General features: G+C 35.9%; 25 protein-coding genes and 1 riboswitch. Of the genes, 18 read left to right on the forward strand and 7 right to left on the reverse strand.

Going from position 1 to position 22257, the window contains the following annotated elements:
- Positions 1 to 7 precede the first annotated feature (7 nt).
- The 7 genes from pxpB to AC1DMU_RS04465 all read left to right on the forward strand — a co-directional run bounded on the left by pxpB (position 8) and on the right by AC1DMU_RS04465 (position 5631).
- Positions 8 to 721: a 5-oxoprolinase subunit PxpB gene (pxpB, locus tag AC1DMU_RS04435; RefSeq protein WP_088063878.1), complete on the forward strand. Its 714-nt coding sequence runs from the start codon at positions 8 to 10 to the stop codon at positions 719 to 721.
- Positions 712 to 1701: a 5-oxoprolinase subunit C family protein gene (locus tag AC1DMU_RS04440; RefSeq protein WP_088063877.1), complete on the forward strand. Its 990-nt coding sequence runs from the start codon at positions 712 to 714 to the stop codon at positions 1699 to 1701. The genes pxpB and AC1DMU_RS04440 overlap by 10 nt, the downstream gene beginning before the upstream one ends.
- A gap of 19 nt (positions 1702 to 1720) precedes the next feature.
- Complete coding sequence (gene pxpA, locus AC1DMU_RS04445) at positions 1721 to 2482, forward strand: 5-oxoprolinase subunit PxpA (protein ID WP_088063876.1); 762 nt, start codon at positions 1721 to 1723, stop codon at positions 2480 to 2482.
- 22 nt (positions 2483 to 2504) lie between these two features.
- Complete coding sequence (locus AC1DMU_RS04450) at positions 2505 to 3200, forward strand: DUF969 domain-containing protein (RefSeq protein ID WP_061671924.1); 696 nt, start codon at positions 2505 to 2507, stop codon at positions 3198 to 3200.
- Position 3201: 1 nt separating this feature from the next.
- Entirely contained in the window at positions 3202 to 4164 is a 963-nt protein-coding gene (locus AC1DMU_RS04455; protein WP_088063875.1) for a DUF979 domain-containing protein, read from the forward strand.
- A 15-nt stretch (positions 4165 to 4179) separates the two neighbouring features.
- Positions 4180 to 4827, forward strand: coding sequence for a pyroglutamyl-peptidase I (gene pcp / locus AC1DMU_RS04460; protein ID WP_088063874.1), 648 nt, complete (start codon positions 4180 to 4182; stop codon positions 4825 to 4827).
- A 75-nt stretch (positions 4828 to 4902) separates the two neighbouring features.
- On the forward strand, positions 4903 to 5631 hold the full coding sequence (locus tag AC1DMU_RS04465; protein ID WP_476941474.1) for an NAD-dependent protein deacylase: 729 nt from the start codon (positions 4903 to 4905) through the stop codon (positions 5629 to 5631).
- A gap of 48 nt (positions 5632 to 5679) precedes the next feature.
- On the opposite strand, the gene AC1DMU_RS04470 is transcribed toward AC1DMU_RS04465, so the two are convergent.
- The gene (locus AC1DMU_RS04470; protein ID WP_088063872.1) at positions 5680 to 6258 is read right to left on the reverse strand and encodes a hypothetical protein; all 579 of its coding nucleotides are present in this window, start codon (positions 6256 to 6258) and stop codon (positions 5680 to 5682) included.
- Positions 6259 to 6537: 279 nt separating this feature from the next.
- Here AC1DMU_RS04470 and AC1DMU_RS04475 point away from each other — a divergent pair, with 279 nt between their 5' ends.
- Positions 6538 to 8691, forward strand: a complete 2154-nt coding sequence (locus AC1DMU_RS04475) for a peptidoglycan D,D-transpeptidase FtsI family protein (protein ID WP_088063871.1) — start codon at positions 6538 to 6540, stop codon at positions 8689 to 8691.
- 82 nt (positions 8692 to 8773) lie between these two features.
- Positions 8774 to 9295: a signal peptidase I gene (lepB, locus tag AC1DMU_RS04480; protein ID WP_000806886.1), complete on the forward strand. Its 522-nt coding sequence runs from the start codon at positions 8774 to 8776 to the stop codon at positions 9293 to 9295.
- Positions 9296 to 9474: 179 nt separating this feature from the next.
- Here the strand turns inward: lepB and AC1DMU_RS04485 are convergent, their stop codons facing one another.
- On the reverse strand, positions 9475 to 10098 hold the full coding sequence (locus AC1DMU_RS04485) for a CmcI family methyltransferase (protein WP_033658741.1): 624 nt from the start codon (positions 10096 to 10098) through the stop codon (positions 9475 to 9477).
- Between the two features lie 225 nt (positions 10099 to 10323).
- Between AC1DMU_RS04485 and AC1DMU_RS04490 the strand changes: the two genes are divergently transcribed.
- Both AC1DMU_RS04490 and AC1DMU_RS04495 read left to right on the forward strand, forming a co-directional pair.
- A complete protein-coding gene (locus AC1DMU_RS04490) occupies positions 10324 to 10509 on the forward strand; it encodes an antitoxin VbhA family protein (RefSeq protein ID WP_088063870.1) in 186 nt (61 codons plus the stop codon).
- A 209-nt stretch (positions 10510 to 10718) separates the two neighbouring features.
- Entirely contained in the window at positions 10719 to 11576 is an 858-nt protein-coding gene (locus AC1DMU_RS04495; protein ID WP_088063869.1) for a PhzF family phenazine biosynthesis protein, read from the forward strand.
- A gap of 49 nt (positions 11577 to 11625) precedes the next feature.
- Here the strand turns inward: AC1DMU_RS04495 and AC1DMU_RS04500 are convergent, their stop codons facing one another.
- From AC1DMU_RS04500 to AC1DMU_RS04515, 4 genes are all read right to left on the reverse strand, one after another.
- A complete protein-coding gene (locus AC1DMU_RS04500) occupies positions 11626 to 12387 on the reverse strand; it encodes a class I SAM-dependent methyltransferase (RefSeq protein ID WP_088063868.1) in 762 nt (253 codons plus the stop codon).
- 308 nt (positions 12388 to 12695) lie between these two features.
- Complete coding sequence (locus AC1DMU_RS04505) at positions 12696 to 13412, reverse strand: DNA alkylation repair protein (RefSeq protein WP_088063867.1); 717 nt, start codon at positions 13410 to 13412, stop codon at positions 12696 to 12698.
- 87 nt (positions 13413 to 13499) lie between these two features.
- On the reverse strand, positions 13500 to 13805 hold the full coding sequence (locus AC1DMU_RS04510; protein ID WP_060487256.1) for an iron-sulfur cluster biosynthesis family protein: 306 nt from the start codon (positions 13803 to 13805) through the stop codon (positions 13500 to 13502).
- Positions 13806 to 13918: 113 nt separating this feature from the next.
- The gene (locus AC1DMU_RS04515) at positions 13919 to 15385 is read right to left on the reverse strand and encodes an amino acid permease (RefSeq protein ID WP_088063865.1); all 1467 of its coding nucleotides are present in this window, start codon (positions 15383 to 15385) and stop codon (positions 13919 to 13921) included.
- 112 nt (positions 15386 to 15497) lie between these two features.
- Positions 15498 to 15690: riboswitch (Lysine riboswitch) on the reverse strand.
- Positions 15691 to 16075: 385 nt separating this feature from the next.
- Here AC1DMU_RS04515 and AC1DMU_RS04520 point away from each other — a divergent pair.
- Positions 16076 to 16525 carry a GNAT family N-acetyltransferase gene (locus tag AC1DMU_RS04520; protein WP_088063864.1) on the forward strand — a complete coding sequence of 150 codons (450 nt, stop codon included), beginning with the start codon at positions 16076 to 16078 and terminating at the stop codon, positions 16523 to 16525.
- Between the two features lie 40 nt (positions 16526 to 16565).
- On the opposite strand, the gene AC1DMU_RS04525 is transcribed toward AC1DMU_RS04520, so the two are convergent.
- The gene (locus AC1DMU_RS04525; protein ID WP_088063863.1) at positions 16566 to 17468 is read right to left on the reverse strand and encodes a sulfite exporter TauE/SafE family protein; all 903 of its coding nucleotides are present in this window, start codon (positions 17466 to 17468) and stop codon (positions 16566 to 16568) included.
- Between the two features lie 206 nt (positions 17469 to 17674).
- Between AC1DMU_RS04525 and AC1DMU_RS04530 the strand changes: the two genes are divergently transcribed.
- The 6 genes from AC1DMU_RS04530 to AC1DMU_RS04555 all read left to right on the forward strand — a co-directional run bounded on the left by AC1DMU_RS04530 (position 17675) and on the right by AC1DMU_RS04555 (position 22128).
- Positions 17675 to 18472 carry a VOC family protein gene (locus AC1DMU_RS04530; protein WP_088063862.1) on the forward strand — a complete coding sequence of 266 codons (798 nt, stop codon included), beginning with the start codon at positions 17675 to 17677 and terminating at the stop codon, positions 18470 to 18472.
- A 14-nt stretch (positions 18473 to 18486) separates the two neighbouring features.
- Positions 18487 to 19425 (forward strand): aminoglycoside phosphotransferase family protein, encoded by a 939-nt coding sequence (locus tag AC1DMU_RS04535; protein WP_088063861.1) that lies wholly within the window; start codon positions 18487 to 18489, stop codon positions 19423 to 19425.
- A gap of 13 nt (positions 19426 to 19438) precedes the next feature.
- A complete protein-coding gene (locus AC1DMU_RS04540) occupies positions 19439 to 20182 on the forward strand; it encodes a metallophosphoesterase family protein (RefSeq protein WP_088063860.1) in 744 nt (247 codons plus the stop codon).
- Positions 20183 to 20293: 111 nt separating this feature from the next.
- Positions 20294 to 20425 carry a uridine kinase gene (locus AC1DMU_RS04545; protein ID WP_088063859.1) on the forward strand — a complete coding sequence of 44 codons (132 nt, stop codon included), beginning with the start codon at positions 20294 to 20296 and terminating at the stop codon, positions 20423 to 20425.
- 99 nt (positions 20426 to 20524) lie between these two features.
- Positions 20525 to 21067, forward strand: coding sequence for a GrpB family protein (locus AC1DMU_RS04550; RefSeq protein ID WP_088063858.1), 543 nt, complete (start codon positions 20525 to 20527; stop codon positions 21065 to 21067).
- A gap of 236 nt (positions 21068 to 21303) precedes the next feature.
- Positions 21304 to 22128 (forward strand): DUF2785 domain-containing protein, encoded by an 825-nt coding sequence (locus AC1DMU_RS04555; protein WP_088063857.1) that lies wholly within the window; start codon positions 21304 to 21306, stop codon positions 22126 to 22128.
- Positions 22129 to 22257 lie beyond the last annotated feature (129 nt).

Consider the following 22257-nt stretch of genomic DNA (forward strand, 5'->3'; position numbering starts at 1 on the left):
GAGTAGGATGAAATTTTCTGCGTTAGGGGATCAAGCAATTATTGTTACATTTAGTGAAGAAATTGGGATGGAGACATACGAAAAAGTGCAGCGATTGTTTCAAGCGTTGAGGCGGCATCCGTTTACAGGAATGGTAGAATGCGTTCCGGCGTTTACTTCCTTAGCGGTTTATTACAATGTATACGAAGTGTGGAAGAAAAATGGGAGCAGTGAAGGGCCATATAATTACGTCTGCCAATATATAAAAGAGCTGTGTAATTCGTATAAAGAAGAAGTGAATCAAGATGCGAAACATATTTCTATACCAGTTTGCTACGGTGGAGAATATGGACCTGATTTAGAAGAGGTCGCACATTATAGAGGATTACGAGCGGAGGATGTCATTCGCATACATAGTGAAACAACATATTTTGTGTATATGTTAGGTTTTACACCAGGGTTCCCGTATTTAGGAGGACTATCAAAAGAACTAGAAACACCTAGAAAAGAAACACCACGGTTACAAATACCTGCTGGTTCAGTAGGGATTGGCGGAAATCAAACAGGTATATATCCGCTTGAAACACCGGGTGGATGGAATATTATTGGCCGAACACCAATCTCCTTATTTAATCCAGAAGAAGAAACACCAACATATATTCAAAGCGGTATGTATTTACGATTTATCCCAATAACGAAGGAAGAGTACGTATCACTTGAGGGGGCTAAAGAATGGATGTAGAAGTTTTACATGCAGGAATGTTTACAACAGTCCAAGATTTAGGGCGAGCTCATTATCAACAATACGGTGTACCAGTTGGCGGGGCCATGGATCAAAGTGCATTTCGGATGATCAATATGTTAGTCGGTAATGAAGAGAATGAAGCGGGACTCGAAATGACAATTATGGGGCCTAAATTGTTAATAAAGAAAACGACTTTACTTGCGATTGGCGGAGCAAATATGGAGCCGTTACTGAATGGGAAGCGTATTCCATTATGGCGTCCCATTTTAGCGGAAGAAGGTAGTATGCTTTGTTTTGGGAAAGTGAAAAGTGGTTGCAGAGCGTATGTGACTTTTGCAGGTGGTATACAGATTGATCGCATAATGGGAAGCAAAAGTACTTACATACGTGCTGTGATTGGTGGTATTGAAGGAAGAATGCTGAAAAAGGGAGATTATTTTCAAATTGGAACGCACACAGAAATGGCGAGACATTGCATTCAAAACTTACAAAACGATGAGCGAAACAAAACGAAATGGGCAATTAGCAAAAGCGTACTGCCAAAGTATAAGAAGTATCCTAAGCTGCGTGTCATAACTAACTTTGAATATGATCAATTCACAGAAGAAAGTATAAAGGCATTTTTTACGAAAGAGTATAAAGTATCTAATTACGCTGACCGTATGGGTTATAGAGTTGAAGGAGAAGTTTTAAATAGAGTGGAAGAAAAAGAGATTTTATCGAGCCCCGTTACATTCGGAACGATTCAAGTGCCAAACGGTGGACAGCCGATTATATTAATGGCAGATAGGCAAACGACAGGTGGCTATCCGAGAATGGGAAATATCATTTCAGTAGATTTACCTCTTCTTTCTCAGCTAAAACCGGGGGACTATGTTTCATTTGAGAAAATTACGCTTGAAGAAGCGGAACAATTGTACATAGAACAAGAAGTAAATATGAATCTATTAAAGAAATTCATCGCTTTACGAAGCTGACATTGGGAGGGAAAACATCGTGACGACAATCGATTTAAACTGTGATTTAGGAGAAAGTTTTGGAGCTTATAAAATGGGGAATGATGATGAAATTCTTCCGTTTGTTTCCTCTATAAACGTTGCTTGTGGTTTTCATGCGGGTGATCCGACTGTAATGAGGAAAACGGTCGAAAAGGCACTGCAGCATAACGTAGCAATTGGCGCGCATCCTGGTTTTCCTGATTTAATTGGATTTGGAAGAAGAAACATGAATGTTTCAGCAAGTGAAGTATACGATTACGTTTTATATCAAATCGGCGCATTAGATGCTTTTGTGAAAGCGGCAGGCGGGAAAATGCATCATGTAAAACCGCACGGTGCCCTATATAATATGGCGGCGACAAATCCGGAAATTGCAGATGCAATCACGAAGGCAATTTATCATAGTAATCCCAATCTATTACTTTACGGATTAGCAAATAGCGAGGCGTTTATACAGGCTGCGGAAAAATATAATGTAACTCTCGTACAAGAAGCTTTTGCTGATCGTACGTATAAGCAAGATGGAACGTTAACGAGCCGGACAGAAGAAAATGCGCTCATAAAAAATGAAGACGAAGCGATAAAGCAAGTGCTTCAAATGGTGAAAGAAGGGTATGTAAACGCGGTGAGCGGAGAGAAAGTAGCGGTTCAAGCGAAAACAATTTGTTTACATGGTGATGGAGAAAAAGCAGTGCAATTTGCGAAAAAAATATACAGAACATTCGAACTTAATGGTATTTCTATTTGTGCACCGAAATAAAAAATAGGGGGAAGTGCTAGAAATGATTAAATTAATCGGGATACTACTTGTTGCGGTGGGCTTTTTATTTAGATTGAATACACTTTTAGTAGTTATGGTTGCAGGTATTGTTACGGGTATGGTTTCGGGATTAAGCTTTTATGATGTGATCAGCTTGTTCGGTAAGTTTTTCATAGAAAATAGATATATGTCTATGCCAATTATATTAACTTTACCGGTAATCGGAATTTTAGAGCGTTACGGTTTAAAAGAAAGAGCAGAAGCACTTATAACGAAATCAAAAGGTGCAACAACTGGAAGAGTATTAATGTCATATTTTACGATAAGAGAATCATCAGCAGCACTGGGGCTGAACATTGGTGGTCATGCACAAACGGTAAGACCGCTCGTTGCACCGATGGCAGAAGGGGCTGCGCAAGGGAAATATGGTAAGCTCCCTGAAAAGTTAAGAGAAAAAATTAAAGCGAATGCAGCAGCGGCGGAAAATACAGCATGGTTTTTCGGAGAGGATATATTTATCGCGACTGGTGCTATTTTATTAATGAAAGGATTCTTCGACTCGGTAGGTATGCATGTCGGTGTGTGGGATATGGCGCTTTGGGGTATTCCAACTGCAATATCAGCACTTATCGTAAGCTGGATCAGATTTAGAAGATTTGATAAATATATAGCGAAAACGATGGCATCAAAAGAAAAAGAAGAGAAGGAGGCAATATAAAATGAACATCATCACAATGGATACAATTTATTACGTATTAGGAATAATCGTTGCTTTTATCGCCGTTCGTATTGCATTTGATCGTCAACATCCAAATCGATTTGGTTCTAGCTCATTTTGGGCGCTATTTGCAGTTACCTTTTTATTCGGAAATGTAATCCCTTCGTTTTATGTTGGCTGTATCGTGCTCACTATGGTCGTGTTAGCTTCATTAAATAAAGTAACAAAATCAGAGGAGAAAGAAGTTCCAGTACAAGAACGTGTGAAACATGCGGAGAAATTAAAAAATAAAATTTTTATGCCTGCACTATTAATTCCTATTTTTACAATTATCGGTACGTTAACGTTAGGGAAGATTAAATGGGGGAATGTATCCCTTGTTGATCCGGATAAAGTCACATTAGTTGCATTAGCACTTGGGGCACTACTTGCATTCATTGCGGCGATGCGTATTACGAAATCGAAAATAACAACGCCTGTTCAAGAAGGAAGCAGACTATTACAAGCTGTCGGCTGGGCTGTTATTTTACCGCAAATGTTAGCAGCACTTGGCGGTATTTTCGCAAAGTCTGGCGTTGGACAAGTCGTTTCTGATTTAGTCGGACAAGTATTACCGACAGAATATCCGTTCGTTGCTGTTATGGCATATTGTTTAGGAATGATGCTCTTTACAGTCGTAATGGGAAATGCATTCGCAGCATTTGCCGTTATTACTGGCGGAATTGGCTTACCTTTAATTGTTCAAATGCACGGTGGGAATCCAGCGATTATGGCAGCGCTTGGTATGTTTGCTGGATATTGCGGAACGCTACTAACGCCAATGGCAGCAAACTTTAATATCGTTCCGGCGATGCTTTTAGAACTAAAGGATAAAAATGCAGTTATTAAAGCACAAGTACCAATTGCTCTTTCAATCTTTATCATCAATATGTTTATTATGTACGGCCTTGTATATCGTTTCTAATTAGGAGGGAAAACTATGAAAACAGTATTATTAACAGGGTTTGATCCGTTCGGCGGAGAAAGCATCAATCCGGCTTGGGAAGTCGCAAAAAGTTTGCATGAAAAAACAGTGGGAGAATATAAGATTATTAGTAAACAAGTACCAACTGTATTCCAAAAATCAATCAGCGTATTAAAAGAGTATATAGAAGAACTAAACCCTGAAATGATTATATGTATTGGACAAGCTGGAGGCAGACCAGATATTACGATAGAGCGTGTCGCAATTAACGTTGATGATGCAAGAATTGCTGACAATGAAGGGAATCAGCCGGTAGATGTACTGGTTGTAGAAGAAGGACCAGCTGCCTATTGGTCTACACTTCCGATGAAAGCAATTGTAAAAAGACTGCAAAAAGAAGGTATACCAGCTTCCGTTTCACAAACAGCAGGTACATTCGTTTGTAATCATTTATTCTACGGTCTCATGCATGAACTAGAGAAACAGGATAAGAAAATAAAAGGCGGATTTATTCATATTCCGTTCTTACCAGAACAAGCGAGTAACTATCCAGGCCAACCGAGTATGTCACTTTCTACGATTAGTAAAGGGATAGAATTGGCAGTTGAGGTAACGACGACAGTTGAGGTGGATATTGTTGAAATTGGGGGTACGATGCATTAAATAAATCGAATCGTACGACACCTCCTGTAAACAACTGGTATAATAAGTATAGGAAAATACATAGAGGTGATTTTTGTGCAACAATTTGAAGAAGTACGTTCAATTTTAGAAAAAGCGAAGAAAATTACAGTGTTAACAGGTGCAGGAGCAAGTACGGAAAGTGGTATTCCCGATTTCCGTTCAGCAAATGGATTGTATGCTGATGCGAATGTGGAGATGTATTTATCAAGAGGATATTATAATAGAAGCCCGAAAGAATTTTGGAAGCATTATAAAGAAATATTTCAAATTAATACGTTTCATCAATATAAACCAAATCGTGGCCATCGCTTTTTAGCTGAATTAGAAGAACAAGGGAAAGATATTAGGATTTTAACGCAAAATATTGACGGTTTACATCAACTAGGCGGTAGTAAGCATGTCATTGATTTACATGGAACACTTCAAACAGCACATTGTCCGAAGTGTAAAGTGGGCTATGATTTGCAGTATATGATTGATCATGAAGTGCCTCGCTGCGAGAAGTGTAATTTCATTTTAAATCCAGACGTTGTTTTATACGGGGATACATTGCCGCAATATCAAAATGCGATAACACGTTTATATGAAACAGATGTGCTTATCGTTATGGGAACGTCATTAAAAGTACAACCCGTCGCTTCATTCCCACAAATCGCAAAGAGGGAAATAGGGGCAACGACCATTTTAGTAAATGAAGAGTTAACAGGGCAAGAATATAACTTTGATTTTGTTTTTCAAAATAAGATTGGTGAGTTTGTTGAAGGGTTATCTTCAATGAAATAAGTTATCAAAAAAACTGAGGTATTCACCTCAGTTTTTTTATTTGAGTAATCACTGTTTAAAACATTTCAATAATGTAGCAACCACACCTCTATAACCTATAAAAAAGATTTTGGTTGGCAAAATAGCAGAATAGGAAGAAATGTTTTCTTTAGCGAATACACAATCGTCATAAAGTAAGCTAATGTTTAGCTGTTGTAAAGGTTCTATTTGGTTTTGTTTTAAGTATAAAACTAAATCAGTATAAAGTTGCGTACTATACTCACTTACAGACCATTCTAATGAATGCTGACCTACTATGCTAGTCCACCATACTTTAAAACTATACAGTATTTCTTTAAAGGATTCCTCATTACAGAATTGAGTGTCAAAAAGCTTCTCGTAAAAGATATTATTTTCCTCATAAAAAAATTGTAAATCATATCGGTCGTTAGCAATTTGTTTACGAAGTATATGCCATAATTCTTTGAAATGATCTTCAAGGTCAGTAGAGAAATTTAATTGTCTTGCTATGTAAGGAAACCGCAAATTTTCTTTATTCTCATGTTGGTTAAGATAAATGTTTTGAATATAAATCATAAAGTTTAAACAATATGACGTATTAGTATGAATTGTGAATGAACCTGTCATTTCATTTTCTCCTTAGTAATGCCTTTTATTGTTAGTATACAGAGAAATGTAAATGAATGGTATGAAAAGACGATAGTATACACTCGTTCTTTCAGAAGAAAATTCATGTTATGCCGAATTAAGGGAATGGTAATAAATAGGATATAAAATTAAAATACTGAAAATTAAATCTTTTATTTCTTTTGTAATTAATATAAAATTCTATATATATCATATAAATAAATTTGATACATAATGGTTCTATGTAGAAATGTTAATAGAATGAAGCGAGGGAGCGAAATGAGACAGAAAAAGGAGCAGAAGAAACAATCGAAAAAGAAAAAGACTCATATTCCATTTCGATTAAATGTACTATTTTTTATCGTCTTTCTTTTATTTTCAGCTATTATAATTCAATTAGGTAAAGTACAAATTATTGATGGAGAAACGTATAGAAATGAAGTGAACAAAAAGGAAGATGTTACGGTAAGCACTCCTGTTCCTAGAGGGAAAATGTTTGATCGGCAAGGTCAAGTCATTGTAAATAACAAACCGCTACGAACCGTTACTTATACGAAAATGAAAGGGGTAGATTCGAAAGAAGTTTTACAAGTCGCAAGACAATTAGCTCAGCTAATAGAAATGTCACCAGAAGATATAGATAAGTTGACAGAAACAGATAAAAAAGATTTTTGGATGCAGTTAAATGAAAAGCGCGCTGCAGCAAAAGTGACGAAAGAAGATGAGAATACATTTAGGAAGCAAGAGATAGAAGGGAAAGAATTAGATAAAAAAGTAGAAGAGTTACGTAGGGAAAGAATTACGCAAGAAGAATTAAGTGAACTTTCAAAAGAGGATTTAGAAGTACTAGCAATTAAAAGTAGGATGAATGCGGGATATAAAATGACGCCGCAAATCGTAAAAAAAGATGTAAGTCAAAATGAATATGCAGTTGTAAGTGAAAGATTGGCAAGTTTGCCAGGAGTGGATACGACAGTGGACTGGGAACGTGAATACCCAAATGATAAAATACTTCGTTCGATCCTTGGTAGCGTTTCTACTGAAAATGAGGGCTTGCCGAGAGAACAGTTAGATTATTATTTAGTGCGTGATTATAACCGAAATGATCGTATTGGTAAGAGCTACATCGAGAAACAGTACGAAGATGCATTACATGGAACGAAAGAGCAGTCTAAAAATATTACGGATAAAGCGGGCAATATTATTCGGACAGAAAAAGTGACTGAAGGAAAAAGTGGAAATAATTTAATGTTAACAGTGGATATGGAGTTACAGAAAAAAGTAGAGGAAAGTCTTGAAAAGAATTTACGAGCATTTCATTCTGCAGAGCCGATGATGGATCGTGCATTCGTCGTAATGATGAACCCGAAAAACGGGCAAATTTTATCAATGGCAGGAAAGAAAATTGTAAATAAAGATGGTGGCATGCAAATAGAAGACTTCGCTTTAGGAACGATGACAAGTTCTTATGAGTTAGGATCAACTGTGAAAGGGGCTACGTTATTAGCCGGATATCAAACTGAAACAATTAAGCCGTATACGCATTTCTTCGATGCCCCAATGTACTTTAAAGGAAGTACTAAGCCAAAGAAATCATGGAAAGACTTTGGAGATATTGATGATTTAAGAGCTTTACAAGTTTCATCAAACGTCTATATGTTTAATACAGCATTAAAAATGGCAGGTATAAATTATGTGCCAAACAATCCGCTAGATATTAAAAAAGAGACATTTAATAAAATGCGCTACTACTTTAGACAGTTTGGCTTAGGTGTACCGACTGGAATTGACTTGCCGAATGAATCGATTGGTCAAATGGGTAAAACAGATAACATACCTGGTTTTTTACTTGATTATGCGATTGGACAGTATGATACATATACGCCGCTTCAACTTGCTCAATATATGTCAACAATTGCAAACGGCGGTTACCGAATGAAACCACAAATTGTACAAGAAGTGAGAGAGCAACCACATAGACCAGAGGATGTCGGAAAAGTTGTTCGTTCCATTGAACCAGTTATTTTAAATCGAGTGGATATGGACACTTCATACATTAATCATGTAAAAGAAGGATTTAGAAGAGTTTTTCAAGAAGCTGATGGAACAGGTACGGCAACGTTTAAAGGATTACCGTATAAACCAGCTGGAAAAACAGGAACAGCTGAAACTGTATACGGTGGAGAAAGTGATATTGGAAGAGATGAAAACAATAACCGAAAAAAATGTTATAATTTAACTCTTGCCGGTTATGCACCATATGATGCTGATCCGGAAGTTGCTTTTTCAGTTGTTGTACCTTGGGTGAATGATGACAAATCAGGAATTAATTCCGTGATTGGTAAAGAGATTTTGGATTCATATTTTGAATTGAAAGCGAAAAGAGCGGGTGGAAATCCAGTCCCAGTAGAACAGCCGAACAAGGCACAGTAAAAATAGTATCACTGCATGGAGATATATTGTGCAGTGATATATTTTTTGAGTGACTAAGCGTTTAAATAAGGTGGGAATGGATATGAAACAGGAGATTAAAAGAGGCTGGGGGAAATACATACTCTTCGTGTTTGTTTTGGTAGTAGCCTATCATTCTTTTACTTTATGTAAAGTGGAAGGGAAATCGATGCAACCGACTTTATATGAAGAAGACTACGTATTTGTAAATAAAGCAGCAGTACATTTTTCAAATTTAGAGCACGGAGAAATTGTCATTATAAAGGAAGAGGATGAGTCGAAATATTATGTAAAACGAGTAATAGGACTTCCTGGTGACGTAATTAACATAACGAATGGATCAGTATATGTGAATGATAAAAAGCAAGAAGAACCGTATACAAATAAAGATTTATTTAATAATACGCAAGTGTTTTATAACTTTCAAAAGACAAAAATCCCGCCAAATAAATTATTTGTAATGGGAGATAACCGTGAACTTAGTAGAGATAGTCGAAATGGCTTAGGATATATTGAAGAAGATAATATAATAGGCAAAGTGGAATTTGTATATTATCCTTTTTCAAAAATGAAGATTATAGAATAAGTGGGGTTATACACAACCCCACTTATTAAAGTTTCACTTTACCCCGCATTAACGGGCAGTAAGACCCCCACCTCAAAATTCAGCTGTACAAAGGAGTTAGGTGGGAGATCAACTGCCCGTAAAAGCCCGATTGGTTCAACTAATAATAAGTGGGGATGAACCTCCCACTTATTAAAGTTTCACTTTATCTTCTTTAAAAAACCTTTTGGATTAAATGATATGAAGAACTTATGTTTAGATTCATCGATTATGAAGTTGTTATTTTTAGCTAAAAACTCTTCAACAGCTTCCATCGGTCCAGGACCCCAATCGGGAGAAACAGGATTTCCATTAATAGATGTATCCTCTACAATAATATAACTACCAGTAGTAACGATAGATTTATAAAGTAAAAGTTCTTTTGATACATGCTCTTTACTATGATCAGAATCTAAAATAACTAAAATCACATCATCAGGTTTGCGCATATTTAATATAGTTTGAACGGCATGTACAGAAACAGAAGAAGCTGTTACATACGTAATTCGGTCATGGGATGGACGATTTGGTTGAGGGAATATATCAATAGTAACAACGTGACCCTTTCCAATTAAATCTAATATAGAAGCTAAATACAATGCGCTACCACCATAACAAGTGCCACATTCAATAATTAAATCGGGTTTTAATTCGTAAATAATTTCTTGATACAAAAAAAGATCAGAGGGAAGTTTGAAAATGGGGACCCCGAGCCAGTGTGTATCATGTAACCAAACGTTGCTGTCGTAATAAAGTTTTAGAAATTCATTGCTTATAGTATCGATGTTAATTCTCCTTTCTAAAAAGGATTCTTTCGCTTTACGTAAAGTGCTTACGTATGAAAGTTGTACTATATATTATGTGATAAGGAATTGTAAGGCGAGTGTTTTTACTTAAAAATAAGCTAAATAACTCATGTGTAAAGGAAAGGAAATGGACGTATGTATAAGTACACAATTTGCTTCATTAGAAAAGGAAATGAAAATGATGTGAAGGAGATAACTTAAATTATGGCATTCAAAAGTGAGGAAGAACTAAATGAAGCTATCGAAGAAGCTAAAGCAAGTCTAGCAATAGAGGGTATGATTATTACAAAAGAAATGGAAAAAATTATTAAAGCGAAGGTAACAGGAAAGATAACGCATGAGCAATTCATCGCATTAGCTGATGCGATTGCAAGGCGTGAACTTACTTAACAATCTAGAAGGCACCACAAACTTTTGTTAAATAGACGGGAAAAAAGAGATGGTAGATCCATCTTTCAAACTGTACACAAACTATTTTTGGAGAGTTCAGATGCTAAAAAATAGTTTGTCTCTAGCTTTATGACGAATTTATCCAACAATATATATACGTAGTACGTTCTATGCTACAATTTACTATAAGTGAGGAAGGAAGGTGTCTTATGAAAATATCTGTTTATGTTGCAAGTGCATTTAGCAAGGATCATAAAGGCGGAAATAAAGCAGGAGTGGTATTTATGGAGAATACATTGACCACTACTCAAAAAATGGCAATAGCCAAACAACTGGGCTATGCGGAAACCGCATTTATATCAGAATCTGAAATTGCTGATTATAAAATTGAGTATTTTACACCAAAAGAGGAAGTTGATTTATGTGGTCATGCCACAATTGGCTCTTTTACGATACTGATGCATGTAAATAAACTTTTCAAGAATCGCTATACGATTGAAACGAACAGCGGTGTTCTTACTATTACCATAAAAGATGACATTATATTCATGGAACAAAACGAACCGATATTCTATGATGTTATATCTCCAAATGAGTTTATCGACTGCTTTGACATTAAAGATATAGACAATACATACCCAATTCAAATTGTCTCCACGGGCTTAAAAGATATTTTAATTCCTATAAAAAGCGAAACACAATTACATACAATGCAACCTAATTTTGAAAAAATTAAAGAAATCAGCAAGTATTATAATGTTGTCGGGATGCATCTATATACTTTTAATGACAATCGAATTATATGCAGAAACTTTGCTCCGCTATACGACATCAATGAAGAAGCAGCGACTGGAACTTCAAATGGTGCATTAGCTTGCTACCTTTATGAACAGCGCTACTTACAAAAAGAAGTCTATGTATTTGAACAAGGTTATTCTTTACACTCGCCTTCCGAAATATTAGTTAAATTAGCAACCGATAGCGAGAATAAAATAGAAAAAGTTTATGTTGGTGGCAAAGGCTATTACTGTGAAACGAAGTGTTTAAATATAGAAAATATTGAGTGAAAATAAAAAAAGAGATGGTAGATCCATCTCTTTTTCATATGCTCCATGATTAACTGCGAATCGCTTTAATCGTAAAACGATGTTGCTTCACATCAAAATAACCTTTTTGTAAGATGATTTCATGTATACGATATAATTTCTCATTGTAACCTTCGACAGTAAAATCAGGAATTTGCCACGGGATCGCTTTTAAATAATAGACGATAGCGCCAATGTCGTAAAAGCGTTGAAAAGGGAACTCTTCTTTTTCTTCTAAAATAGTAAATCCATTTTCCTTTAACTCACAACATGCCGCTTCAAGCGACCAACTTGCAAATTCGCTATTTAGCGGTGTGTTAAACTGCTCATTCAGTTCCGCGCAATCGAGACCACCAACTTGTTGGGTAAAAAATATTCCATTAGGAGAAAGTATTCTTTTTACTTCAGAAGCAGCATATGATTCATGTTGATTTATGATTAAATTAAACTGACCATCTTGAAATGGTAAAGCAGTATCATCTGTTACCACTATAACTGTAACCCCTAAAGGTTCTAATTTCTTCCGAGCAATCGGCACGTTTGGAGCATAGCCCTCAGTCGCAAAAATAGTTGATGGGAACGGTTGTAACATAGATAAAAACTCTCCGCCGCCAGTGCCCATATCTACCATTGATTCTGCATGCTGCATAAGTTGGAAAGCTGTACTGCCATATGACCACGATAAAGGCTCGCTCTTCATTCGACCCGTTTCTGAAATAAAAGAAAAATCCCAACCGCTAAAATTTGTATTAGCACTTTCTAATAAAGTTAAAAATAATAAATCACGTTTCATAATTGTATCCTCCTATTTTGTAAGTAAATGATATGATGAGAAAAGAAAAAAAGGAGGACCTCTTATTAAAGGGGAACGGTTTTACGTTTCGTGTTCAAATAGATTCATATAAATTCGCTCCTTGTTAGAGTGGTTATTTGTATATTCGGGATAATTGAGTGGAAATCCTTTGAAGTTAGTAGGGAAGGTAGTTGTTTAAACGAAATAAGCCAAAAATGTTTCAAAATATTTTAAGACAAGGGTAATGTTTGAAAGAGAAAACCGCTTATACTTCAAAAATGAAGTATAAGCGGTTTTGTATAAAGTACTTAAAAAGAAAAATCTTTTGGCAAAGTACCACTTTTTATCACCGTTCTTAACCCATGTTTTATAACCCAAAGGTTAACAGGATGCTGTTTATCACGTAACTGCTGCAACCATTGAAAAACGAGTTCTTTATCTTCTTTCGTAATATCGTTAATATGATTGGCTACTGATTTTTGGACATATTTAGACGGGTCATTCATTAATGGTTCAAGAAGCTGTAAATTGTTCTTAAAGTCACCTTTCAGAGCTCCTATTTTTTTAGCCCAAGGAAGTCTGGGCCTTGTACCTTCGGAAACTAATCTTCTAATGTGGCTGTTTTCGTCATGAATCCACTGTTGTAATATGTGTAGTGTCTCTTCATGGTATGTTTCGAGAAAAGGCCGAATGGCATATTCAGCAGTATTCCTTTTTGTTATTTCATACATGGCGTTACATGAGGTTTCAAAATCGTTAAGCCCATATTTTTCAACGTATTTTGCAAAAGGCATGTACATATATCCGTTTGTAAATGTGCCTACTTCTGTTGTGTTTTCTGGCCCCAATGTTTTCAGTAAAATATGTATTGCTGCATTAAAATCTTTTTGTAATGCATCGTGTAATTCATCTGCTATTACTTCTATACGCTCTTTTAACTCTAAATTTTCAACTTTACATGTTACGGAAGATACGAAGTTTCTTTTAGAGAAATTAGGATCGTGTTTACAAATAGAATCAGCCATTATTTCTACTAATTCTTCAGTAAATCAAAATTTTAACGGAACATAATTACCCATTTTTTCACCTCATTGATCAGCTGAAAATAATTTTTATTTTTTAATCGACAACCCATAAACTAAAGTCTCACTCGGAGTCGTAATACTAAAACCTGTCGTTTTATAATCAAGTGTCACCGTATCACCAGTGTAGTCTTTCGTAAATGAATCCATTTGTACGATAAACTCAGCATCTTCATATACAACATCATCTGCATCATATGTATCCCAAATTAAATCAACATCAACGAAAATACTGCAAGAGTTTGTCATTGTTCCTCTAATGCGAATGATTTTTTTGTCTTCACGTTCTAATCTATGTATAGCTGCTTTTGCTTCATCAGTAATGCGAATGTTCATGGTATCCCAACCTTTATGTATATTTCCTTTATTATTGCAAAAACAGGAGGAATAGGGAAGGGAGAAGCATGGGAATAAAAAACGAGCAAACATATTTGTTTGCTCGTTTCACTTTATTTCAATTCACATTTATCAAGTGGAATCACTTTCGTTTTCTTCGTAAATTTATATCCTAACCATAGTACTAAGAAGAGTGGTAAACCGATGTAAGAAACGAGTACACCGTTCCAATCGATTGCTTCGCCCATAAATGCGCCGTAGTTTTGTCCTAAAATTACGATGACACAAAGTGCAAATGCGAAGATTGGACCGAACGGGAACCATTTTGCTCTATATGGTAAGTCTTTTAAATCTTTACCTTGAGCGATATATGCTTTACGGAAACGGTAATGACTAATTGCGATTCCGACCCATGCGATAAAGCCAGACATTCCAGATGCGTTTAATAACCAAATGTATACAACACCGTCACCGAATAAGGAAGCAATGAAAGCGATACTACCAACAATTGACGTTACGATTAATGCGTTAACAGGTACACCGCGGCTATCTAATTTACCAAGAAACTTCGGTGCTTTACCTTGGCGAGCTAAGTCCCAAAGCATACGAGTTGATGCGTACATTCCAGAGTTACCAGCAGATAGTACTGCCGTTAAAATAACAGCGTTCATAACAGAAGCAGCAAAAGCAACGCCAGCTTTTTCAAAAATAAGTGTAAATGGACTTACTGTAACATCACTTGCGGCAAGGCTTTCAGTTGTATAAGGAATTAATAAACCGATAACGAGAATCGCAAGGATATAGAATAAAAGAATACGCCAAAAGATAGAACGAATTGCTTTTGGAATGTTACGCTCTGGATCAGCAGTTTCACCAGCAGCAACTCCTAATAATTCAGTTCCTTGGAAGGAGAACCCAGCAGCCATAAATACACCGATAATTGCCATAATGCCGCCATTAAATGGTGCATCTGCAACAGTGAAGTTTTTAAAGCCAACAGATTCGCCGCCCATAATCCCAAAAATCATCATGAAGCCGACAATTAAAAAGATAATAATAGTAACTACTTTAATAAGTGCGAACCAATATTCAGATTCACCAAACCCTTTAACAGATAAATAGTTTAAAAGGAAAATAATAGCTAAACATAATCCACTCCAAATAAGAGAAGGGGTATCTGGGAACCAAAATTTCATAATTAATGTTACAGCAGCGAGTTCAGCAGCAATTGTAATGGCCCAGTTATACCAATAGTTCCATCCAAGTGCAAAGCCAAGGGACGGATCAACAAATTTTGTTGCATAAGTACTAAAAGATCCAGTAACAGGCATGTAAGCTGCGAGTTCAGCTAAGCTTGTCATTAAAAAGTAAACCATAATTCCAATTGCGGCGTATGCAACTAATGCACCACCAGGTCCAGCTGAATGGATGACACCACCGCTGGCAAGAAATAGTCCGGTACCGATTGTACCACCGAGAGAAATCATCGTAAGGTGACGAGATTTTAATCCGCGTTTTAATTCACCTTGTCCTTGTGTAGTTTGCGTTTTAGAGGTAGCTTGATTCGTTGCGCTATTCATGTTCAACACTCCTTTTCTTGTAAGATAGGAAGGAACGGGGGAGAAAAATACAAAAAACCGCCAAAGGAATTTGGCGGAACGTTTCACAAATAACCACCCCATCATACCCTTCCGTTAAGATAGCACCCCACGTTTACACGGTAATTTTGTAAACGTGACAGTTCTGTTCCTTTCGGAGACAGCCCCAGCTCATAATTCCAGAGAAGAAATATAAACTTCGGCAACTTTTCCTTTCAAACGGAGTCGGTGACATTCTCTGTGTCTCGTCCGTTTTACTCATAAAAGTCGCAACCTCTACCTCATCGGATTGATGAGGATTTGATATATTGCTAAGATTTTTAATATATGGCAATTGTAATGACTTTCTGAATATATTGCAAGATATTTTGTTAGGAAAAGTCAAAAAATATCGGTTATTGTATAGGAAACGCTTGCAAAACTCCACCCGAACCTACTATTATGTAACAATAAGCAAAGAAAAAATTGTTATACAAATGTTTCGCAAAAAATATTGAAAAACCCTCTAAAATTAAAAGAAAATTCAGAAAATATAATTCGACATAAGTATCAAAAGAGGATTATTCCTTAAATTCGTTTCAAAGAATAAGTATAAATCTGATAAATAGAATGAATATTCTTTTTATTCCTGGTAAAATTGAAGTATTGTTTAATTGAAAAGGGGAAATCAACATGAAATTAGAAACAGAAAGGCTTTATATAGTACCGTGTACAGAAGAGGGGATGCACGTTGCGAGCAAGCAAGGATATGATAGTGGTCCACATATTGTAGGACATGTAGAAACTGTAAAAAAAGATAAGGAAATATTACCTTGGGGCGCGTGGTATGTCATTCGAAAAGAAGATGACATCGTTCTAGGTGATATAGGGTTTAAAGGGAAACCAAATGAGGAACATATAGTAGAAATTGGTTACGGATTTATTGAGAAATATTGGAATAAAGGGTATGCGACAGAAGCTGTAAGAGAGCTAATAAATTGGGCTTTTCAAACAGAAGAGGTAGAAACGATTATTGCAGAGACACTTCTTGAAAATATTAGCTCGATTCGTGTATTAGAGAAACTACATATGAAGAGAATTGGCACTACAGAAACGATGATTAATTGGAAAATAGAACAATAAAAAATACCGCTCGAAGTATATCGGGCGGTATTTTTTATTGTTATGGTAGCATTTGTTTTTGATTATTCGGATATCCAGCTGTCGATGCGTTAGAACGCTTGGAATGATTGCGAACAGCAATGAAAATAGAAATAATAACGACAAGACCAACTGCCACGTAAGAAAGTGAAATAATAGTTGGATCAACTTTAAATGTAGTAAGCAGTGTACGAATGTTTGTAAAGATAATAAGGCCGCCAACTAATACGCCAAGTAAATGAGAAGGAACGATGCGCACTAACCATGCAGCGATCGGTGCCGCAACGATACCACCGAGCATAAGAGAAAATACCCAAACCCAGCTTACTTGTTCCCAGCCAAGAGAAATGAAAAAGCCGATTGTTGCAGCGAGTGAGACAGGAAACTCACTCGTGTCTACAGATCCGATAACTTTTCTAGCTTCATTTCCTCTTGCCAAAAGTACAGGTGTCGTAATTGGCCCCCAGCCACCACCACCAGTTGAATCAACGAATCCAGCAAATAAGCCAAGCGGAACAAGCTGTTTAGCAGACATACGCTTATTTGAAGTAACAATTTGTTTTTGAATGAGGAATCGTAATAAAATATAAACCCCTAAAGTAAATAAAAATACGGAAATGTACGGTTTAATTACATCGCCAGATAAATTACTTAAAAAACATGCTCCAATAAATGCGCCAATTGCTCCTGGCAATGTAAGCCTGGAAACGGTATATTTATCAACGTTTCCAAATTTGAGGTGAGATGCACCAGAAGCGGCGGTTGTAACGACCTCAGCTAAATGAACAGATGCGGAAGCTACAGCCGGTGCGATACCAAACATTAATAATAGTGAGGTAGATGTTACCCCGTACGCCATTCCAAGCGCCCCATCAATCAATTGAGCGAAAAATCCAATAATAGCAAAGACAATTAATTTCTGCATAAATAATCCCCCTGTAATAATAAATGAAAAAGACACTTTTCCCGTATGAGAAAAGTGCCTTTGGTTTTTCCAATCAGCAATAATTAAATTTGTTTCATTATAATACATATTAATCGTATAAATCAACTAGGTTTTAAAGTTTTTTGAATTGAATGAAAGAAAAATAAAATATACAATAAAAGGATGGAGAGAAAGGGGAGAAAGACATGTTACGATTTGATCATCTCGTACACGCAGTACACGGTACACCGGAGGAAGCGGCGAAACAAATGCAGGAGCGTGGATTTCATACTGCACTAGGCGGAGAGCATACGACCTGGGGTACTTGGAATAGTTTATGTTATTTTGATTTATCCTATATAGAATTTTTAGCAATTCAGCATGAAGAAAAAGCGAAGAAAGCAGACAATCCATTAGTACAAGAAACAGTAGTGAAATTACAAGACGGAGAAGGAATGCTACAAATCGCAATTCGAGCAGATGCCATTGAAGACCTAGCAGTTAAGTTTAGTAAGCAAGGTTTACATACGATAGGACCATTTGAAGGGAAACGTATGAGAAAAGATGGCCGCCTTTTAGAATGGAAAATGTTATTTGTAAAGCAAGAGGAAAACGGACCGAAATTACCATTCTTTATACAATGGAATGAAACGGATGAAGAAAGAAGAAACGATTTACGTAACATAGGGACGATCACTGAACATAAAAACAAAGTACAACAAATTGAAACGATTCATTACGCAGTGAAAAATGTTCGAGAAACAGTACGGAAATGGCAAGAAGTAATGGGGCTAACTGCAAGCCAGGTCGTTAAGAATGAAGAATGGAATGCAGAGTGCCAAAGCGTATCATTTGGAGATGTTCATGTGCAGTTTTGTGAACCAAAAGGAGAAGGGTTAGTACTAGAACGTTTGAATCATCATGGCGAATATCCATTTGCAGTGGAGTGTAATGGGGAAAATAAACGAGAGCATGAAGTGTTAGGTAGTTTGTACATATATTGATAGAGGTGAACATAGTGGAAGAAATACTTAGAGAGATAGAGAGAAAACTAGAATGGCCTCGTATTACAAAGTGTACAGCTATTTCAAAAGGTTTTTCACATGAAGAGAAATATAAAATAGAATTAGAAAATAGAGTGCCATATTTTGTAAAAATATGTGATGCTGTTCATTTTGAACGTAAACAAGAAGAATATACGTATATGAAACAATTAGAGTTATTACATATTCCTACGCCTAAGTTAATTCATTTTATAAAGCTGGAGGATTTAAAAAAATGTATTCAAGTATTTGAATGGATCCAAGGTGTAAATGGTGAAGAAGGTTTAGGGAAACTATCGGTGGAAGAACAGTATTATGCAGGAAGAAAAGCAGGAGAAGTATTAAAGAGAATCCACTCAATTGAAAGAGAAAGTGCAAGTAATAAATGGGAAACGGTTCGATGGAATAAATACGAAAGATACGTAGAAGCGTTAGCAAACTATGAAATAGACTTCCTTGATTTGAAGCCAGTATTAAGTTTTGTAGGGGAGCATAAACAATTATTGAAAAATCGCCCAATCACATTTTTACACGATGACTTCCATCCAGCAAATAGTATGATTCATAATAAAGAGTTTATCGTTATCGATTTTGGTGGATATGATTTTGGCGATCCAATACATGATTTTTATAACGGGGCGATCTTTACTACAAGAATAAGTAAACCATTTGCGGTTGGACAAGTTCACGGTTATTGCGGGGGAGAACCGTCACTTCACTTTTGGCAGCTGTACTCATTATATGCAGCAATGACATTCCCAGCTGATATCGTATGGACAAACCGAAGCACGCCACATTTAGTAGATGATATGAAGGAAAGATTGAACGGAATTTTAGAAGATCATAACAATTTTTCATCCTATATTCCAAAATGGTATCAATCACAACATGAGGATATAATAAACAATAAGTAATGGAGGGATTCATATGGATAAAATAGCGGTAATTTCAGATATTCACGGTAATATTCCAGCTTTAGAATCTGTGCTGCAAGATATTAAATTAAGAGGAATTGAGCGCATCATTTGTCTTGGAGATTTAGTCGGAAAAGGCCCTCATTCTAGCGAAGTGATTGAAATCATTCGTAAAGAATGTGATGGAGTTGTAATGGGAAATTGGGATGATTTCATTACAAAACCGACTGAATTTGAGGCATTAAAATGGCATCAAAAACAACTATCGGAAGAACAAAATGACTATTTAAGAAGCTTACCGTTTTCAATCGAATTTTTTATGAGCGGCAAACTGATTCGTATGTTCCACGCTTCACCGAGAAGTTTATATGAAAGAATTCAACCACATGCCTCAAGAGAAGAGCGTATTAGTATGTTCGAAAATAGTGAGCTCACAGAGAATATAGAAGGGGAAAGAAAACCCGATGTCGTTTGCTACGGTGACGTTCACCAAGCATTCGTTCAAAACTTCAGAGGGAAAACGTTATGTAATGCTGGTAGTGTAGGTAATCCTCTTGAAATTACACAAGCTTCCTATTTAATATTTGAAGGAACTTATAATGAAAAAGAAGCAGCGAGCTTTTCTATTCAACTCGTACGTGTACCATATGATATTGAACTAGCCATCAGGCTAGCAGAAGAACTCGATATGCCAGAAATTGAAGAATACAAACAAGAATTACGGACTGCTTTATATCGAGGTTTTAAGGGAAAGTAAGCTAATCATAATATATCAACGATTTTTTCGATATATCGACTTACCGACAAATAATGACATAGATTGTTGCTTGTAATTATGTTATGTAAACTAATTGTAGGAGGAAATATCATGAACCGAATACAACGCATGAAAGAAATTGCAGATCATATTTTAAAATTAAATTTAACACATCCAACAAGAGTTGGAGTAAGTGGTATTACAGCTTCAGGAAAAACAACATTTGCAAACGAACTAGCATAATCCGAAAGAGTGTGCGGATATTGTATTTCGAAATAGTAATTTTGATGATCCGGTAATTGTATTTAAAGGAATCTAAAATCGTGAAAGGGGATGCATTGGATGGATAAGAAAGATAATCTGAACGATTGGCCTGTATGGGCGAATGAGTCAGTAGAGATAGTTAATGCAAATCCTGATTGGCAAGATAAAGGCCGATGTGAAGAGCAGCAATTATATGAACTGCTTGCTCCTCTAGGTATAAGCAAAGTAATACATATAGGAAGTACATCCATACCTGGTTTACCTGCAAAACCTATCATTGATCTAATGGCTGAAATAGACTCATTTGAAAGAGTACTAGATATTTCAGCTACATTGGCCATATATAATTGGCATTATGTAAGCCCAGAATTAGATAAAAGACCTTGGAGAAGGTTCTTTGTGAAAGTTAAGAATAATAGGCGTGTAGCACACCTGCATTTAATGGTTAAAGGAACTGAGCGATGGGACCATCAACTTTTATTTCGTAACCGCTTACGAGAAAATCCACAATTAGTTTATGATTATTCAAATCTGAAACAAGATTTAGCTAAAAGATATAACCAAGATAGAGAAGCATACACAAAAGCTAAAACAGAATTTATTAAACAAGTTCTAAAATGATTTAATTTTTGATTATAACTACAATTGAATATGAAAGAAAAAACATCCTTTATTTTATAAATTAAACTGACATGAAATGCATGTAAATAAAGTGAGAGACTGCGATGTTCTAAAGTATTTCCTTTTATTTATCAGGATAAATTATATATAATTGAATCAAGTTCATATAAGGATAGGCAATTACAGGGGATAAGGCGAAAATATGTTAATAAAGTAAAAAGGGGACAGGAAATATAATGAATGAAGTACTAGAACTAAAAGAAGAACTACTACAAATTAAAAATAATAATTATGCTGTACCAGAAGACGTAGATGCATATCCATATGCGCAGTGGATGTTAGATTATATCGGTTCACCTGATGCTGAATTACGTGATGATTTAATTTATAGTACGCTTCACACATGGATTACAAATGATGTATTTAGACAAAAAGAGTTACGAGGATTAATGTTACAAGCAATTAGTCCTGATTATTTATTTTATAAAATTGGTGAAAAGGGCACAGACTCTATATTTAAACGTGCATTCTCCGTACTAATTCCACCACTTATTTTATCTGTTCATGAAAGAGAACCACTTTTATCTGAAGAACAACTGTACAGTGTGGCAGAACAAGTGTTGGAATATGTATATTTAGAAGAAGATGTAAGAGGTTACGTAGAAGGAAAAGGTTGGGCACATTCTACGGCACACGCTGCTGATGCACTTGATGCTTTAGCACGTACTATACAAAATCGTGAGTTTTCATATGCGATTCTTGCAGCTGTTCGTCAGAAGGTTCGATTAAGTGATTACGTGTATGTGCACTTTGAAGATGAGAGATTAGTAAAGCCGATTATGTCTTTACGTAACCAAAATCTTTTAACTGAAGAAGAGTGGAGCAACTGGTTACATAGTATAGCAACTGTTGAAGACATTCGACATCCGCAGCATGCTATTTTAGTACAAAATATTAGAACTTTCCTAAGAAGTTTTTATTTCAGAGTTTTAGAGGCAGAAGGTAGTACAGCCTTTACAGATGATATATTGGAGACTTTGAAGGGTTTGCGTAGGTATTAAAAAATCACTAGATGCCATTATAAATGAGTTTGTAAGAAAAGAATAAGATTAAAAAACCGATTATACATGTAGGCTCTCTACAAAAATAATCGGTTTTTTAGTTGAATTGAAATTTTAGACTTAACTATA

The organism is Bacillus sp. 01N45, assembly GCF_056399205.1.

Excerpts from the sequence above, each read along its gene's own strand:
- AC1DMU_RS04520 (WP_088063864.1), top strand. The coding sequence starts at position 16,076 with ATGAAATTAGAAACAGAAAGGCTTTATATAGTACCGTGTACAGAAGAG.
- lepB (WP_000806886.1), top strand. The coding sequence starts at position 8,774 with ATGAAACAGGAGATTAAAAGAGGCTGGGGGAAATACATACTCTTCGTG.
- AC1DMU_RS04495 (WP_088063869.1), top strand. The coding sequence starts at position 10,719 with ATGAAAATATCTGTTTATGTTGCAAGTGCATTTAGCAAGGATCATAAA.
- AC1DMU_RS04515 (WP_088063865.1), bottom strand. The coding sequence starts at position 15,385 with ATGAATAGCGCAACGAATCAAGCTACCTCTAAAACGCAAACTACACAA.
- AC1DMU_RS04490 (WP_088063870.1), top strand. The coding sequence starts at position 10,324 with ATGGCATTCAAAAGTGAGGAAGAACTAAATGAAGCTATCGAAGAAGCT.
- AC1DMU_RS04475 (WP_088063871.1), top strand. The coding sequence starts at position 6,538 with ATGAGACAGAAAAAGGAGCAGAAGAAACAATCGAAAAAGAAAAAGACT.
- AC1DMU_RS04525 (WP_088063863.1), bottom strand. The coding sequence starts at position 17,468 with ATGCAGAAATTAATTGTCTTTGCTATTATTGGATTTTTCGCTCAATTG.
- AC1DMU_RS04550 (WP_088063858.1), top strand. The coding sequence starts at position 20,525 with ATGGATAAGAAAGATAATCTGAACGATTGGCCTGTATGGGCGAATGAG.
- pxpB (WP_088063878.1), top strand. The coding sequence starts at position 8 with ATGAAATTTTCTGCGTTAGGGGATCAAGCAATTATTGTTACATTTAGT.
- AC1DMU_RS04455 (WP_088063875.1), top strand. The coding sequence starts at position 3,202 with ATGAACATCATCACAATGGATACAATTTATTACGTATTAGGAATAATC.
- AC1DMU_RS04530 (WP_088063862.1), top strand. The coding sequence starts at position 17,675 with ATGTTACGATTTGATCATCTCGTACACGCAGTACACGGTACACCGGAG.
- AC1DMU_RS04540 (WP_088063860.1), top strand. The coding sequence starts at position 19,439 with ATGGATAAAATAGCGGTAATTTCAGATATTCACGGTAATATTCCAGCT.
- AC1DMU_RS04440 (WP_088063877.1), top strand. The coding sequence starts at position 712 with ATGGATGTAGAAGTTTTACATGCAGGAATGTTTACAACAGTCCAAGAT.
- AC1DMU_RS04450 (WP_061671924.1), top strand. The coding sequence starts at position 2,505 with ATGATTAAATTAATCGGGATACTACTTGTTGCGGTGGGCTTTTTATTT.
- AC1DMU_RS04555 (WP_088063857.1), top strand. The coding sequence starts at position 21,304 with ATGAATGAAGTACTAGAACTAAAAGAAGAACTACTACAAATTAAAAAT.
- AC1DMU_RS04545 (WP_088063859.1), top strand. The coding sequence starts at position 20,294 with ATGAACCGAATACAACGCATGAAAGAAATTGCAGATCATATTTTAAAA.
- AC1DMU_RS04500 (WP_088063868.1), bottom strand. The coding sequence starts at position 12,387 with ATGAAACGTGATTTATTATTTTTAACTTTATTAGAAAGTGCTAATACA.
- AC1DMU_RS04510 (WP_060487256.1), bottom strand. The coding sequence starts at position 13,805 with ATGAACATTCGCATTACTGATGAAGCAAAAGCAGCTATACATAGATTA.
- pcp (WP_088063874.1), top strand. The coding sequence starts at position 4,180 with ATGAAAACAGTATTATTAACAGGGTTTGATCCGTTCGGCGGAGAAAGC.
- AC1DMU_RS04470 (WP_088063872.1), bottom strand. The coding sequence starts at position 6,258 with ATGACAGGTTCATTCACAATTCATACTAATACGTCATATTGTTTAAAC.
- AC1DMU_RS04505 (WP_088063867.1), bottom strand. The coding sequence starts at position 13,412 with ATGGCTGATTCTATTTGTAAACACGATCCTAATTTCTCTAAAAGAAAC.